This is a genomic window from Paraburkholderia bannensis, assembly GCF_014200455.1.
GTDB classification, from domain to species: domain Bacteria; phylum Pseudomonadota; class Gammaproteobacteria; order Burkholderiales; family Burkholderiaceae; genus Paraburkholderia; species Paraburkholderia bannensis_A.
Genome location: NZ_JACHBW010000005.1, coordinates 303029 through 317503 on the forward strand (window position 1 = coordinate 303029; position 14475 = coordinate 317503).

The window sequence follows — 14475 nt, forward strand, 5'->3', positions numbered from 1 at the left end:
GGAGCCGCTGATGGCAAGTCTGCAATCCCTGTCCCAACCGGACCCTCGTGCGCCAGGCGCATCGCCTGCGCGCGTCGACGACACGTCACTGAAACGTATCGTATTGGCCTCTGTGGCCGGCAACGCGCTTGAGTGGTACGACTTCTTTCTTTACAGCACTGCCGCCGCGCTCGTGTTCGGCGAGCTGTTCTTTCCGAAGGGCACCGATCCGCTGATCGGCACGCTCGCGGCCTTCGCTGGCTTTGCGGTGGGCTTTGCGGCACGACCGTTGGGAGGCATCCTGTTCGGCTATGTTGGCGACCGGTTCGGGCGCAAAGGCGCGCTCGTGTGGACGTTGTCGATCATGGGCGGCGCGACATTCCTGATCGGTGCACTCCCGACCTATGCACAGGTTGGCATCTGGGCGCCTGCGCTGCTGCTCGCGCTGCGCGTGCTGCAGGGCATTGCAGCGGGCGGCGAATGGGGAGGTGGGGTGCTCATGATCAGCGAGTCTGCGCCTCCGGAAAGACGCGGCTTCTATGCCTCGCTCAGCCAGATCGGCGTGGGTGGCGGCTTTGTGCTCTCGGCGGCGATTTTCTTCGTCGTACAGATGCTGCCGAAGGACGCCTTCATGAGTTGGGGCTGGCGCGTGCCGTTTCTGCTGTCGATCCTCATTTTCGGCGTGGGCGTTTATATCCGCTCGCGACTGCCTGAAAGCGCTGAATTCGCGCAGCACAAAGCCGAGGGCAAAGAAACGCATATGCCACTCGTCGAAGTCATTCGCAAGCACCCGCGTGAAATCCTGCTGGCGATGGGCCTGCGCGTGGCCGAGAACGGCGGCTCGTACATCATCCTTGCGTTCTCGCTCGCCTACGGCAAGTTCATTGGCGTGTCGAATCAGGTGATGCTTGGCGGGGTGATCGTGTCGATGAGCGTGGAACTTGTGACGATGCTGCTATGGGGGCGGCTGTCCGACCGCATCGGACGGCGTCCTGTGTACCTGATCGGCGCAGGCGGGCTTGTCGTGATCGCGTTTCCGTTCTTCTGGCTGATCGACAGCCACGTAGCGGCGCTCGTGTGGCTCGCATTCCTGCTAGGCAATGCGGTCTGTCACGGTGCAATGATCGGCACGCAGCCGAGTCTGATGAGCGAACTCTTCAGTACCGAAGTGCGCTACACGGGCATGGCGCTCGGTCACGAAGTCGCGGCGGTGTTCGCTGGTGGCCTTTCCCCTCTGATCGCGACGGCATTGCTTGCCCACTATCACGCAGCATGGCCGGTCGCGCTCATGATGATGGCGATGGGGTTGATTACAGTCGCCGCGCTGGCCTTTACGCGCGAGACCGTCGTGCGGCGCGCACCCGCATGAGGCCCACCGCAATGTCCTTCAACGATTTCGACGGCGTGGTGATTCCGGCCGCCGTGGAAGTGCCGTACAGCCGGCAACCCGGCGCAGGCAATACCGGCGATCTGCTTGCGCGCGCGTTCGGACTGCTCATCGAAAAGTCGGGCCTGTCTCCCAGGCAGATCGACGGGCTGGGCGTGGCCTCGTTCACGCTCGGCCCCGACCACGCGATCGATCTCGCGTGGCGGCTCGGTCTGAGCCCGCGCTGGTGCATGGACGATTGCCACGGAGGCGCGAGTGGCATCAATCTGCTTCAGCATGCGATCCGTGCGATCCAGCACGGCGACGCAAATGCGATAGCGCTCGTCTCAGGCGACCGATTCGAGGCGGCGGATTTTCGTCAGCTCGTCGAGCACTACAACCTCACCACACGGACCTGGCTGCGCCCGTTGCAGAACGGCGGTCCCAACAGCGTGTTCGCCATGCTCACGCAACGCCACGCGCGCTGCCATGGCCTCACGCGCAGCGACTACGGCGCGGTGTGCATAGCGCAACGCGCTTGGGCCACGCAGAACCCGCAAGCGGTTTATCGCACACCGATGTCGCTCGCCGACTATCTCGAAGCGCCGCCGGTCGCCGATCCACTCGGGCGTTTCGACTGCGTGCCGGTGGTCAGCGGCGCGAATGCGATCTTGCTCACGCGCGCCGATCTTGCCGCCGGTGTCCCGACGGTTCGCGTGCGCGCGCTTCAATGCCTCTACAACGCAGATCATCAGGAAGGCGATGGGTTGACAACGCCGCTTGCAAGCATCAGCGGCGAACTCTGGCGACAGGCGGGCTTCGGCGCTGCCGATGTCGATGTGGTTTCGGTCTACGACGATTACCCAGTGATGACGCTCGTGCAGTTGTGCGACCTGGGATTCGCGCCCGACGGCGATCTGCGCGCGCTGATCAGCCGCCTGGGCACGCGCGCGCTCGCAGTCAACACGTCGGGCGGGCAGCTATCGGCCGGCCAGGCGGGCGCCGCGGGCGGCATGCACGGCCTCGTGGAGGCCATCACCCAGCTGCGCGGCGCGGCTGGCGAGCGGCAGGTGAAGAGCGCCACCCGCGCCGTCGTAAGCGGCTATGGCATGGTCGAGTACCGCTTCGGCATGTGCGCGAACGCGGTCGTACTGGAGCGGACATGAACGGCGCCACGACATCACTTGAAGTTCACGAATGCACGCAATGCGGTACGACGCTGTTTCCGGCGCGTTACTTTTGCCCCGCCTGCGGAGGGAAGAACTGGCTGGCGCGCACGACGCAAACTGGCGTCGTGATGGAAGCGACCGTAGTGCGCCATCGCGCGGGCGAGGGCGAGGGCGGGGCCAGTCCACTGCATCTTGCGAGCGTGCGCACGCAGGCAGGTCCCGTCGTGATCGCGCGCATGGAGATGCCGCTCGCGGACGAGACGCTAGTCAGTCTCGCAGTCGATGCCCTGCATCGCATCGTTGCACACCCTATCGATACAACCGGATTGGCGGGGGATCACCATGTCGATCAATGAAAGCGTCGCCTTCGTGACGGGCGCGAACGGCGGCCTGGGCGAATGCTTTGTGCGCACGCTGCTCGCACGCGGTGCGGCGAAAGTCTACGCTGCCGCGCGGCGCATCGATGCCTTGAACTACGACGATCCGCGCGTTTGCGTCGTCGAGCTGGACGTAACGAATCCTGCGCAGATCGCGCGCGCCGCCGCGCTGGCACGCGACACGACGCTCCTTGTGAACAACGCCGGTCTCAACCGTCTGGAGCCGGCGCTCGCCTGTAGCGACATGCAGGCCGCGCGCGCCGAAATGGAAGTCAATTATTTCGGACCGCTGATGATGATCCGAGCGTTCTCTCCTGCAATGGAGGCGGGCAGCACGATCGTCAACGTGCTGTCGATTCTCGCGCGCGTCACGTTGCCGTCGATGGCTACGCTCTGTGCTTCGAAAGCCGCGGCGCTGCGCATGGCTGAAGGCGCACATGCCGAACTGGCGCCGCGCGGCGTGCGTGTCATCTCGGTTCTGCCAGGAGCGATCGACACAGCGATGAGCCGTGATTTCCCGCCCCCGAAGCTCGCGCCCGCGGACGTCGTAGAGGCCGTGTTGAATGCACTCGGCGGCGAGGCCAGCGAGATATACGTAGGCGACATGGCCGCCCAGGTTGCGGCGGGCCTCGCGACGGACCGGCAGGCGACACAGCGCTATCTAGCGAGCGCCGCCTGAGCGACTTCCATCTCGATACTTATGCAATCAAGGAGCACATTGTGAGCGGTACTTTCATCGACATTCCTTCGAACGACGGCCAGACATTCGCGGCTTACCTCGCTACCCCACAATACGGCTCGGGGCCCGGCATCGTGCTGCTGCAGGAGATCTTCGGCATTAACGGCTATATGCGCGACATGGCGGATCTGCTGGCTGAAGAGGGCTATGTGGTACTCGTGCCCGATCTGTTCTGGCGCATGACACCCGGCGTGAATCTCGCGTACGAAGGTGCGGACCTCGAACAGGCCCTGCAGTACAACACGCGGCTCGACGTCGATCGTGCCGTGCAGGACGTGGCCGCGACCATGGCGGCGCTGCGGGGGCTCAGGCAGCAGGTGGGCAAGGTGGGTGCGCTGGGATTCTGCCTGGGTGGGAAGCTGGCCATGTTGACGGCCGCGCGCACCGATGTCGACTGCGCAGTCAGCTATTACGGTGTGGGACTTGACGCGTTTCTGGACGAGATTTCGGCAATACGCTGTCCGATGGCGTTTCACTTCGCGGCTGACGATAGCCTTTGCCCGCCGCCCGTGCGCGAAGCCATTCAGGCCGAGATGTCGCGCAATCCGCTCATCGATCAGTACGTGTACCCCGATTGCGACCACGCATTTGCAACGCCGGAGCGCGCCTCATATGACAAACCCGCTGCCAGCATGGCGTGGTCTCGTACCGTCGCGCTGCTGCGCAAGGTGCTTGGTCCCGTCTACGATCTGAACTCGTTATGGGAGGCGCATTGCTACCATGAGTTCGCGACGCGTGACGTCGACGCCATCATGCCGACCATGGTCGCGCAACCGTACGTGAATCACGTACCGACCATGACCGGCGGAGTGGGACACGATCAGCTCAAGCGCTTCTACAGGTATCACTTCGTGGATGCGAATCCGCAGGACACGCGTCTGATTCCCTTGTCGCGCACGATCGGCGCGGACCGCATCGTCGACGAATTTGTGTTCTGCGCAACCCACGACCGGGAAATAGACTGGCTGCTTCCGGGGCTGGCACCCACCGGCAAGTATTTCGAAATTCCGATGCTCGCGGTGGTCTGCTTCCGCGGCGACAAGCTCTACAACGAACACATCTATTGGGACCAGGCGTCGCTGCTGGTGCAGATCGGCGTTCTCGATCAGACCGGACTGCCCATCGCGGGCATCCAGACCGCGAAGAAAATGGTTGATGAACGGCTGCCCAGCAATACGCTCATGACGAACTGGACATCGAGCGAAGGCAAGCGCATCTGATCAATGTCATTGCCCAGCGGACCGCCTGGTCCCAGACATGTATCGGCCGATTCAGGCGGCAGGCAAATACCAATCATAGCCAACCACACTGGAGATTTCGTGAAAAAGTTATCTGCACTATCGTTAGGATTGCTACTCTCTTCGCAGGTGGCGTATGCCCAGAGCAGTGTCACGATCTACGGCATCATCGACGATGGCCTGACCTGGTCGAGCAACCAGGGTGGCCACAACGCATGGCAGATGCAGGCGGGAATTTCCCAGGGTAACCGATGGGGGTTCAGGGGCACAGAGGATCTGGGTAGCGACTGGTCCGCACTTTTCAGGCTGGAAAACGGCTTCAACGGCAACACGGGCACAGCGTCGCAAGGCGGCCGGCTGTTTGGACGGCTTGCCTACGTTGGTTTGTCCAACACCCATTACGGCACGATCACTCTCGGGCGTCAGGGCGAGGCGATTGGCGATTACATCGGGCCGCTCACGGCGAATGGCTCGCTGCCAGGCGGCATTCTATTCGCGCATCCAGGCGATATGGACAACGTCGGCATTGACTATCACCTGAATAACACGGTGAAGTATCTCTCTCCGACTATAGGCGGTTTTTCCGCCATGGCGCTGTACAGCTTTGGTGGTGTGGCCGGCGACTTTGCGCGCAACAGCGCGAAGTCGTTCGCGCTTCAGTACACGTATGGCGGCGTGCAGATCGCCGCGGCCTACACCGCAATCGATCACCCGGCCGATGCAGTCACCGAGGGGTTATGGACCTCCTCGAATACCGTCTCGGGCAATTACGGCAAGGCCGCGGGCCACTATTCGGTGTCCGGGGTGGGAGCAGGCTACACCTTCGGCGCATTTCGCGTGAGTGCGGACTGGACGCATACGCGTTTTGGCGATCTCGATCCGACCCTGGGCGCTAAAGTAGGCGGTCACGTCACGTTCGATACGGGCGAACTGGTCGGCGGCTATTTCGTCACGCCCACGCTGCAACTTGGCACGGCGTTTAGTTATACGGCGGGGAATGTTTCCTCCACCGGTCAATTGCCGCACTACGCCGAACTCGACGCAAGCGTCGACTACTTTCTCTCGAAAATGACCGATGTGTATGCGAGCGCCACCTGGCTGCACGCCGGCGGCGGTGCGCTTGCTGATCTCGCGCCGGTGTTGTCGGCCTCGAGTTCGGCCAATCAGGTCGCGCTGCGTATCGGTATGCGCAAGAAGTTCTAAGCGCGAAGTGATCGAGCGACTGTTCAAGGCGGGACGCGGCTTCGTGCATCCTTCATTATCCAACGTGGAATTGAAGTGGGACAACCGGCAGAGTTCGGCCGCGAACCGCCCTTCGCAGTTTGCCGTCCAAATGGCCGTTGTATTCCTGGAACCAGCCATGTTTCGGCAATATGAGAACGTCAACCGGTTTCCCCAAAAGAGATTCGGCAAAGAGCCAATGAAGACTGAAACTTCTGACCAGCATGAATCGCAGGATGAGCGCTGCGTCGTCAACGGTGGCGGGGCGGATCGTGAGTGCCGTGATCGCAATCGAATTCCTGATGAGCAGGGGAAGCAGGCTCACGATCGTATTCGAAAGAGGATATGCATATACTGAGCTTCTGATGTCGACCCTCAGTGCAAGTTGCGACCCGCGACTCGTCAATGGCAGCTTTCTGGCTTCAATTGACAAGCTATTGCTCGCCTCGCCAGCGTGCCCAAAGTGTGTATTTCTTTTTCAACGTCGGGGGACCAAGGACGGCCGTAGTTAAGCCGGATGTGACGGTCAAATTCGCGGCCACACGAAAAGATTGCGCCGGGCGCTATTGCGATTTCGTGCGCTTCCGCCATTTCGAACAACTGCACTGCCTCTACGCCTTCTGGAAGTTGCACCCATAGAAAGAATCCTCCCGGCGGCCTGATCACCACGGTCCCTTTGGGAAAGTATCGGATAACCGCGGCCACCATCAATGTCTGAAGGGACGCCAGTTGGCGGCGCAATTTACGTAGAAGCCGGTCGTAGTCCCCATGCTCAAGGTAGTCAGCGATTGCACATTGCGCAGGCACAGACGCCGGGGTCATCGTCAGCCAGCGTTCGTGCTCAATTCTCGCGGCGTAGCGGCCCGCCGCGACCCAGCCGAGCCGCAGACCCGGCGCAAGGCTCTTCGAAAACGAACCGCAGTGCAGCACGAGACCATTCGAATCGAAGCGCTTCGCCGGATAGGCCGGCGTCAAACCAAAATGCAGTTCGCGGAATACGTCGTCCTCGATTAGCGGCACGCCATGTTTCGCCAGCAAGCTGACGAGTGCTTCCTTCCTTTCATCGGAGAGTGTCGCGCCTGTCGGCTGGTGCAGCGTCGTCATGAACCAGCAAACCCGTACCGGATGCTGCCGCAACGCCGCCGCTAATACCCCGAGGTCGAGTCCACGGTGCGGATCGACGGGTATTTCAACGGTTTTCAAACGCAGGCGCTTAACCGCATCTTGTACCGCATGGAAAGCTGGCCGTTCGATTGCAATGGTGTCGCCGGGCCGCGTCAGAACCTTTAAGCAGAGTATCAGTGCATCGAGCGCGCCACTCGTCACCACAACCTCTTCGATTGGGACCGTGACGCCCGTGACCGCGTAGCGCAGTGCGATCTGGCGACGCAGCGCTGCTTCGGCCGTTCCTGCCGACAAGGTATTGCGCGAACTGGCCATCATCCGGGTTGCTGCAGTCAAAGAGCGCGAAATTCGGCCAAACGGGAATAGCTGGGCACTCGGCTCCGAAGAGCCAAGTCCCGGATGCGCGCATCGACGTTGAGCCTTCATGAAGCGGATAGTCAGGCTGTCACCATCAGCCTCTTCAATGCTGCGCTTTGGAACAATTGCCAGTGATTTCGTCGACGCAGACCGACTTGCGACGAAATAACCCGACCGAGGTCTTGCGACGATCAAGGCTCGTCGTTCGAGGGTGTAGTAGGCGTGGAAAACAGTTGAGGGGCTCACGCGGTACGAACAGCTTGCCTGACGCACCGACGGGAGCCGCACGCCGGGTTCAAGCGTACCGTTAAGAATCAGGCTTTCGAACTCCGCCGCCAGTTGGAGATAGCGCTTCATTAATATGTCATACTAATTAAATGGAGCTGTCGCGCTTTGCTCCGGGTGCGGTTGCGGGTGGAACACTTCATTCAGAAATTTCGAACCCTCCAGGTGAGCATGGTTGCGGCTCCCGGCCGCTCTGAGGACGGGGCATTGACTGTCTCGATGAACTCTTTCAGCCGGCTTGCGCTTAGTGCGCGGCTATAGAAAAAACCTTGACCAAACTCGGCACGACTCGTCCGCGCGATGTGGTGATGAGCCGCGTTCTCAATGCCTTCGACCACGACCACGGCGCCAATCTCATGGCCCATGCGCGTCAATGCGCTGACCTGTCTGGATCGCTCATCAGGATCGTTTGCCAGCACGTTCCTGTCGATTTTCACCATCTCGAAGCTCATCTCTTTCGACAGTTCAAGTCCGACATCAGTGGGACGCACGGCGGACAGGGCAAAGCGCACTCCTTTTTCACGCGCCTGCGCCATCAGCGGGATTAGACGTTTCTTGAACTTCCTCGCGCTCCCCGCTCCGATCTTGAGTATTAGCGGTGGGACGCCGAGGGAACCAACGTCGGCAAGGTGCGCGTTGAACCCGGAACTTATCAGGTAAGAAGCGGGAGCCGTAACGCCCAGGTAGAGCGATTTCGGAGCGCCGATTTCGCGCAATTCCTGAGCTGCACGCGATACGACGAATCGCGTCATCGGACCGATCAAACTACTGTCCTCAATGAACTCCATATAGTGAGCCGGGCCCAGTGCGCCGTACTTCTGGTTGTCCCATCGCAACAACGCTTCGACGCCAACGCATCTGGCCCGCCTCACGCTAACGACGGGTTGGTACTCAAGATGGAATTCGCCGCGACGCAGCCCTGCACGCGCAGCACGCAGGAGCGACCTGTCGTAGCGAAACCATCTTTTGAGCGCCCAGCCGGCAACGACGACCAGGACCGCCACCACGATCGGCCAGACGACAAAGCCCAATATGTTCCGTGCCGAGGTGCGCTGCGTAGCAATGGCCGCCAAAGCCCGCGCCGGGGCGAGTGTGTCGGCGCCGATCGAAGGCGAGATCGCTTGCGTTTCACAACTGCTACCCGCGGAGCAGTCGGGGGCCGAGATCGCTGGCTGTTCCGGCGACTGCTCCGCCCAGTCGGCGCGTGAGCTGACGCCGGCCATTGCGTCAGAAGCAGGAGGGGCGTTTCGTTCTGCCGCCTCCTGGTCGCCGATGTGCCACCGTACTTCCCTGAGCAGCGTCACAGCGTTCGGCCCCGAAGCGGCCTTTGCAGCAGCAGTTCCGATGGCGACGTCGCGCATGTCGTTCAGCGAATCGCAGGTATTCGTTCGCACAGGCATCGGGCCAGCAACCGGTCCGGCAAGGGCGGCGGGAACAACGGGTAACTCCGCAATGGACGCGCAATCTGAACCAATGCGAATCGGGGCCGCTGGGGGACCGGCAAGCCAGTCCGTCAATTGTTGCCAGACGTTGCGCTCAATCGTCGGAATGGAACCAGAACTGGTGTCGGCCGGACCAGCAAAAGCAAGTGAGGTACATGTGCAGATGACCAGAACGACTGCCAACCCTGTTTCTGAGGCTCGACGCAGCGTGTTGAAGGCGCCGCCCCTGAATGTTGATACAGGAAATGCAAATGCCATTGATTTATCGCTAGAGGAATTCAGCTTGAGAAGCGTTATCGGTCGAACCGCTATGCGTAGACGAAACATCGACAGAAGTGGAACCGGTCTGCGCCGCACTTTGCCAGCGTGTGGGCGTCCGCAATAGCAGCAGATGGCAAAAGAAACGCCATATCAGATTGGAATGTGGCTATCTTCTAAATGTGGGTGGGCGTTCTGACGGAACTGACCCGACGCCTGCAATGGTGTGTTCTGCGAGGAGTACACGTTGAAACGGTACGAGCGTTTAGCCGACCAGCTCAGCGAGCTCATCAAGCGCGGTGATCTGCCACCCGGCGCGCGTATCCCTTCGGTTCGCGCGGCTTGCAAGGCGTGGAACGTGAGCCCCGCGACGGTATTTCGTGCCTACTACCTGCTTGAAAATCGGGGGGAGATCAGGGCGCGCCCGCGCTCAGGCTATTTCGTTTCTCCGGGCTGCACGGACTTACCGCGAGCGAGCCCCAAGACCCCGCTGGCGATCGACCCGAAGACCGTGAATGTCAGCGACCTTGTATTCGAGGTCATCAAGACGATCAGGCAGGCCGAGACCGTCCCATTTGGGTCAGCGTTTTTGAGTCCTGCGCTGTTTCCGATGGCGCGCGTCGGAAAGTCATGCGCGACGGTCAATCGTTCAACGTACCTCGCCGGCATGGTAGATGGATTGCCGCCGGGGCACGAGGGATTGCGTCAGCAGATTTCGTTGCGTTATCTGATGGCGGGGATGACGGTGCCCGTCGACGAGATAATCATCACGAGCGGCGCACTCGAAGCCCTGACGCTAAGCGTCCAGTTGCTCGCCGCGCCAGGCGATGTGATCGTGATCGAAAAGCCGACGTTCTATGCGGCGCTGCAGGCTATCGAGCGTCTAAGGCTGAACGTCGTGGAGATTCCTGTCGACCCGGTGGAGGGGCACGATCTGGATGCGCTCGCGCGAGCGCTGCAGCAACATCCGGTTCGGGCTTGCTGGTTCATGACCTCGTTCCACAATCCGACCGGCGTGACGCTGGACGATTCCAGGAAACAGGCGCTGGTTGATCTGCTCGCCAGACACGATGTGCCGCTCATCGAGGATGACGTCTACAACGAACTGCATTTTGGCCCGGACCCGGTGCGCCCTGCCAAATTCTTCGACCGCAAAGGTCTTGTCATCCATTGTGGATCGTTCTCGAAGTGCCTTGCGCCCGGATATCGCATCGGCTGGGCCGCGGCCGGAAGGTTCGCGTGCAGGCTCGAACGTGCGAAGTGGATGACCACGCTATCGGCCAGCATGCCGGCGCAGCGCGCAATCGCCGACTATCTGGAGCACGGCGGCTATGAACGCTTCCTGCACAAACTACGTCGCGAATTGGCCCTTCAGCAGTCGCAAATGCTCGACGCGATTAGCCGGTATTTCCCTGCGAATACGACGGCGACGAAGTCTGACGGCGGCTATTTCACGTGGGTCGCGCTACCGGATTACCTGGACTCGATACACCTCTTCCAGGCTGCGCTCAACAGTGGCATCAGTATCGCGCCCGGACCGGTCTTCTCCGCGGACGGCGCCTTTCGACACTGTGTACGTCTGAATTATGGATACCCGTGGTCGGCCCGGTTCGACAAAGCGGTCGCGACACTCGGCGCGCTGTGCGCCGATGAATCGCGTTGCGGCGCCAGCCTGGCCGGGCCGGTTCAACTGGCATGACACCGGCGTCGATCTCAACCCGGCACGCCGGCGGGTAAATCGTGAAGCTCGTGCACGACAATACGCGCCTTGCCTGCGACTTTAGCGCGATACATGGCAGCATCCGCCGCGCGTAACAGGGCTTCCCCACTCGACGACGCTGCGTGGCCGCGCAGTAGCATACCGATACTGGCCGACAACCGCACGACCTTCGCCCCGAGCGCTACGGGCTGGCTCAAAGCCAGCAGGATTGCACGGCAGATTCTCTCCAATGCAGCACGATCGATTGCGGGGCCGGTCAGCAGCACCGTGAACTCATCCCCTGCGTGTCGCGCAACCAGATCCCCGTCACGCACGCAGCGGCTGATCCGGCGCGCGGCTTCAACAAGTACTTCGTCGCCGCACTGATGCCCGTATGTATCGTTGACAGCCTTGAAGCCGTCGAGGTCGATAAACAGAATGGCCGCCACACCGTCTGCGCCCGCTGCGCATGCTTGCTCCAGTCTCTCGATGAACGAGCGTCTGTTAGGCAGGCCGGTCAGCGCATCGTGGAACGCCTGATGCCGCAGGCGATCGAGCAATGCCGTTCGCTCCGTTACATCGTGCACCAGCAGGTAGTAGCCATCTGCCACCTGATCGTGGACGCGGCGCGGCACCAGGACACCACGCAGGACACGTTGGAGCCCGTTGAGCGTGGCTCCGACCTCGTACTCGACCCTTTCGCCGTTGAGCGCGCGTTGGACGTACGGCTCGATGGCGGCAAAGTAGTCGGTGTCGAGAACCTCATGGGTAAGCCGTCCCACGATCTCCTCCGGGTCCAGCCCCATCCACTCGCGATAGGTTGAGTTAGCGAACCGAAAACGTCGCTCGCCGTCGACGTAAGCGACCAGCACCGGCAGATTGTCAGCGATGGCGCGCAAGTCCACCCGCGTGGCTCCCAACTGACGCTCGGCATTCGTCAGTTGCTCATGCGCCCTGCGCAGAACTTCAGAGGCCTCATGGGCTCCACGATGCAACGCGGCCTCCCGCGCATCGCGTGCGGTTTTTTCCCGTTGCTCCGCCTGGGTATCGTGAATGACAAACAGCCAGCCTCCGTCACGGGTCGACGTCGTCTGCTTGAACGCCACCTGCACTCGCGCTGGTTTGCTTTGCTTGTTGCGCAAGCGGAACGTTACGTCGATCGTCAGGACCTCGGCCCCGCGGCCACGCTTCAGTGCCTGCACGGCCTGTTCAAGGTTGCTCCGGTCGCTCGCATCCAGCAGATCGAGTATGTTTGTTTTCGTCAGCGGAGCGCGCGAGCACGCGAAGAATTTCACGCAGGCCTCGTTCATGTGCCGCCACGCCCAGTCCCTTCCGATATGCGCGATAGCGACCGGAGTTCGATGGAACGTGTCGACGTAAAGGGCATGCTGGGCCTGAAGCCGGTCGATCGCCTGAAGCACCTCAAAACGATCAGAGCTGTCCAGCTTTCGCAGGCCAACTTCGTGCTCGATCATTTGCCCCAGGTCTACCAGCATCTGACGCTGTTGGTGCGTGAAGCGCCGCGGCTGCGAGTGCATCACACTTAGCATACCGATGGGTTTGCCGCACGGTAGACGCAGCGCAACGCCTGCGAAAAAGCGGATCGCCAAGGTGCTGGTTGCCAGCGGCCCCTGCGCAAGCTCCGCATCGCACAACGCATCCTTGACGACAAACGGTCCTTCGCATTGGAGCGTGCGGCCATAGTACGTGTTCACATGATCTACGACGTCCCGTTCGCAACCGCTCACGCCTATTATTTCCGGCTGGCCCGGACTGTCGAGACATATGACGGAGATCGGAAAATTCAGCGCGCGTGCTGCGATCCGGGTCACGCGCTCAAAGTACTGATCTCCTTCGCTTTCTGTGGGGAAGGGGATGCTGCCTGCTTGTCCAGGTTGTCGCGCATTCATAATGCAGTCGTCTTTCACGCTCAATGCTCCATTCCCGCCACATCGTCCAATGTGTAAATCGACGCCGGCGCCAACACGAACGCACGAAGCTGATCGAATGCCATAGGCTTCCCATGCCAGTATCCCTGCGCGAGGTCGATTCCCGAGCGCTTGACCACGTCATGTTCTGCGGCGGTCTCGATGCCTTCCGCAACCACTTTCGCATCAAGTGAATGCGCCAGCGTTGCTATCGAATTCAGAAACTCAATGCGCGCTTCGCCGCGCATCGCCAGAAATCGCCGGTCTACCTTCACGTAATCGAAGCGGAAGTCCGCGAGCAAATCGAGATTGCTGAAGCCGGTGCCGAAATCGTCGATTGACAGGCGTACGCCGCGTTGCCTCATGTGGTTAAGCGCTGTGACAACCCGCGGCGTGCGCTCGACGCAGCTGCGCTCGGTCAGCTCCAGAACAAGGCGCCCCAGCATCGCACCGGCGGACTCGCAGATATCCTCGACAAAGCGGTCCTCCATCAGATGCCGCGCGCAGATGTTTATCGATAGGTGCCAGGACTGAGGGAGCGACAGTTGGGCGAGTGCACGATTCGCCTCGCGCAGCACGAAACAGGTCAGCGCCCTGAGCAAATCCGTGCCTTCAAGCTTTCCAATGAACCGCCCCGGCCCTGCAGCTCCGAACTCTGGATGGCTCCATCGGAGCAGCGCTTCCACGCCCACGCAGTTGCGCGTGCGCGTGTCCACAATGGGCTGATAGACGACATGGAACTCCCCGCGACGAAGACCGATACGCACTGCGCGCCGCAATCTTGCCCGTGGGCGAACCCGATAAGCCACGTACGCGAACGCGCCGCAAGCCGATAGCGCGATAACCCGCACGACAGTGTCGCAAGATGCAATCAGGCTGGCCGCAAGCAAACCCGCTACGCCCGACACAACGGCGATAGTCACCAGCGTGTCCGAATGCTCGTCGAACACAGGTCGCAGCCGGCCTACTCGTGCTATGTAGCGTCGGAAAAGGCGCATGAGGGTACTTCGTGCTGTTATCTGAGTTGCGTACTATGACCTGGCTGCGTTTCGAAAACGAGGAGCAGTTACGTGTCAAAACATGCGGATCAGATCGGCCGTCATATGCGAGGTTCGTCGGCGCGGCAAGTCGCCGAAGCAGGGCGCAATCGATTATGTCTGGCACGCTGTTATACGGCTTTGACAACGTCGCCACGACAATCACCGTCGGTGACTGGGCATCGGAGATCGTGCCGCTGGAGCATGAGGCATCAAATGCCCAAAGCGCTTGCGTGCCACGCTGATACGCGTCCG

General features: G+C 61.1%; 12 protein-coding genes. 8 read left to right on the top strand and 4 right to left on the bottom strand.

The window, feature by feature from the left end; translation table 11 throughout:
* The first annotated feature begins 10 nt into the window (after positions 1–10).
* From F4827_RS11150 to F4827_RS11180, 7 genes are all read left to right on the top strand, one after another.
* Positions 11–1348, top strand: coding sequence for an MFS transporter (locus F4827_RS11150; protein ID WP_183723795.1), 1338 nt, complete (start codon positions 11–13; stop codon positions 1346–1348).
* Between the two features lie 11 nt (positions 1349–1359).
* Positions 1360–2511 carry a thiolase family protein gene (locus tag F4827_RS11155; RefSeq protein ID WP_183723794.1) on the top strand — a complete coding sequence of 384 codons (1152 nt, stop codon included), beginning with the start codon at positions 1360–1362 and terminating at the stop codon, positions 2509–2511.
* Positions 2508–2870, top strand: coding sequence for a Zn-ribbon domain-containing OB-fold protein (locus F4827_RS11160; protein WP_183723793.1), 363 nt, complete (start codon positions 2508–2510; stop codon positions 2868–2870). The genes F4827_RS11155 and F4827_RS11160 overlap by 4 nt, the downstream gene beginning before the upstream one ends.
* Positions 2857–3570 carry an SDR family NAD(P)-dependent oxidoreductase gene (locus tag F4827_RS11165; protein WP_183723792.1) on the top strand — a complete coding sequence of 238 codons (714 nt, stop codon included), beginning with the start codon at positions 2857–2859 and terminating at the stop codon, positions 3568–3570. Before F4827_RS11160 ends, F4827_RS11165 begins: the two co-directional genes overlap by 14 nt.
* A 41-nt stretch (positions 3571–3611) precedes the next feature.
* Positions 3612–4850, top strand: a complete 1239-nt coding sequence (locus F4827_RS11170; RefSeq protein ID WP_183723791.1) for a dienelactone hydrolase family protein — start codon at positions 3612–3614, stop codon at positions 4848–4850.
* A gap of 99 nt (positions 4851–4949) precedes the next feature.
* Complete coding sequence (locus tag F4827_RS11175; protein ID WP_311673033.1) at positions 4950–6071, top strand: porin; 1122 nt, start codon at positions 4950–4952, stop codon at positions 6069–6071.
* A gap of 7 nt (positions 6072–6078) precedes the next feature.
* On the top strand, positions 6079–6447 hold the full coding sequence (locus F4827_RS11180) for a hypothetical protein (protein WP_183723789.1): 369 nt from the start codon (positions 6079–6081) through the stop codon (positions 6445–6447).
* Positions 6448–6491: 44 nt separating this feature from the next.
* Here F4827_RS11180 and F4827_RS11185 read toward each other — a convergent pair whose 3' ends face one another.
* Together F4827_RS11185 and F4827_RS11190 are read right to left on the bottom strand one after the other, a co-directional pair.
* A complete protein-coding gene (locus tag F4827_RS11185; RefSeq protein WP_183723788.1) occupies positions 6492–7928 on the bottom strand; it encodes a PLP-dependent aminotransferase family protein in 1437 nt (478 codons plus the stop codon).
* Between the two features lie 71 nt (positions 7929–7999).
* Entirely contained in the window at positions 8000–9556 is a 1557-nt protein-coding gene (locus F4827_RS11190; protein ID WP_183723787.1) for an EAL domain-containing protein, read from the bottom strand.
* 247 nt (positions 9557–9803) lie between these two features.
* Here F4827_RS11190 and F4827_RS11195 point away from each other — a divergent pair, with 247 nt between their 5' ends.
* Positions 9804–11255, top strand: a complete 1452-nt coding sequence (locus F4827_RS11195) for a PLP-dependent aminotransferase family protein (protein ID WP_183723786.1) — start codon at positions 9804–9806, stop codon at positions 11253–11255.
* A gap of 14 nt (positions 11256–11269) precedes the next feature.
* Here the strand turns inward: F4827_RS11195 and F4827_RS11200 are convergent, their stop codons facing one another.
* Both F4827_RS11200 and F4827_RS11205 read right to left on the bottom strand, forming a co-directional pair.
* Positions 11270–13183, bottom strand: coding sequence for a diguanylate cyclase domain-containing protein (locus F4827_RS11200; protein ID WP_183723785.1), 1914 nt, complete (start codon positions 13181–13183; stop codon positions 11270–11272).
* Positions 13184–13185: 2 nt separating this feature from the next.
* A complete protein-coding gene (locus F4827_RS11205; RefSeq protein ID WP_311673028.1) occupies positions 13186–14133 on the bottom strand; it encodes an EAL domain-containing protein in 948 nt (315 codons plus the stop codon).
* Between the last annotated feature and the right edge of the window lie 342 nt (positions 14134–14475).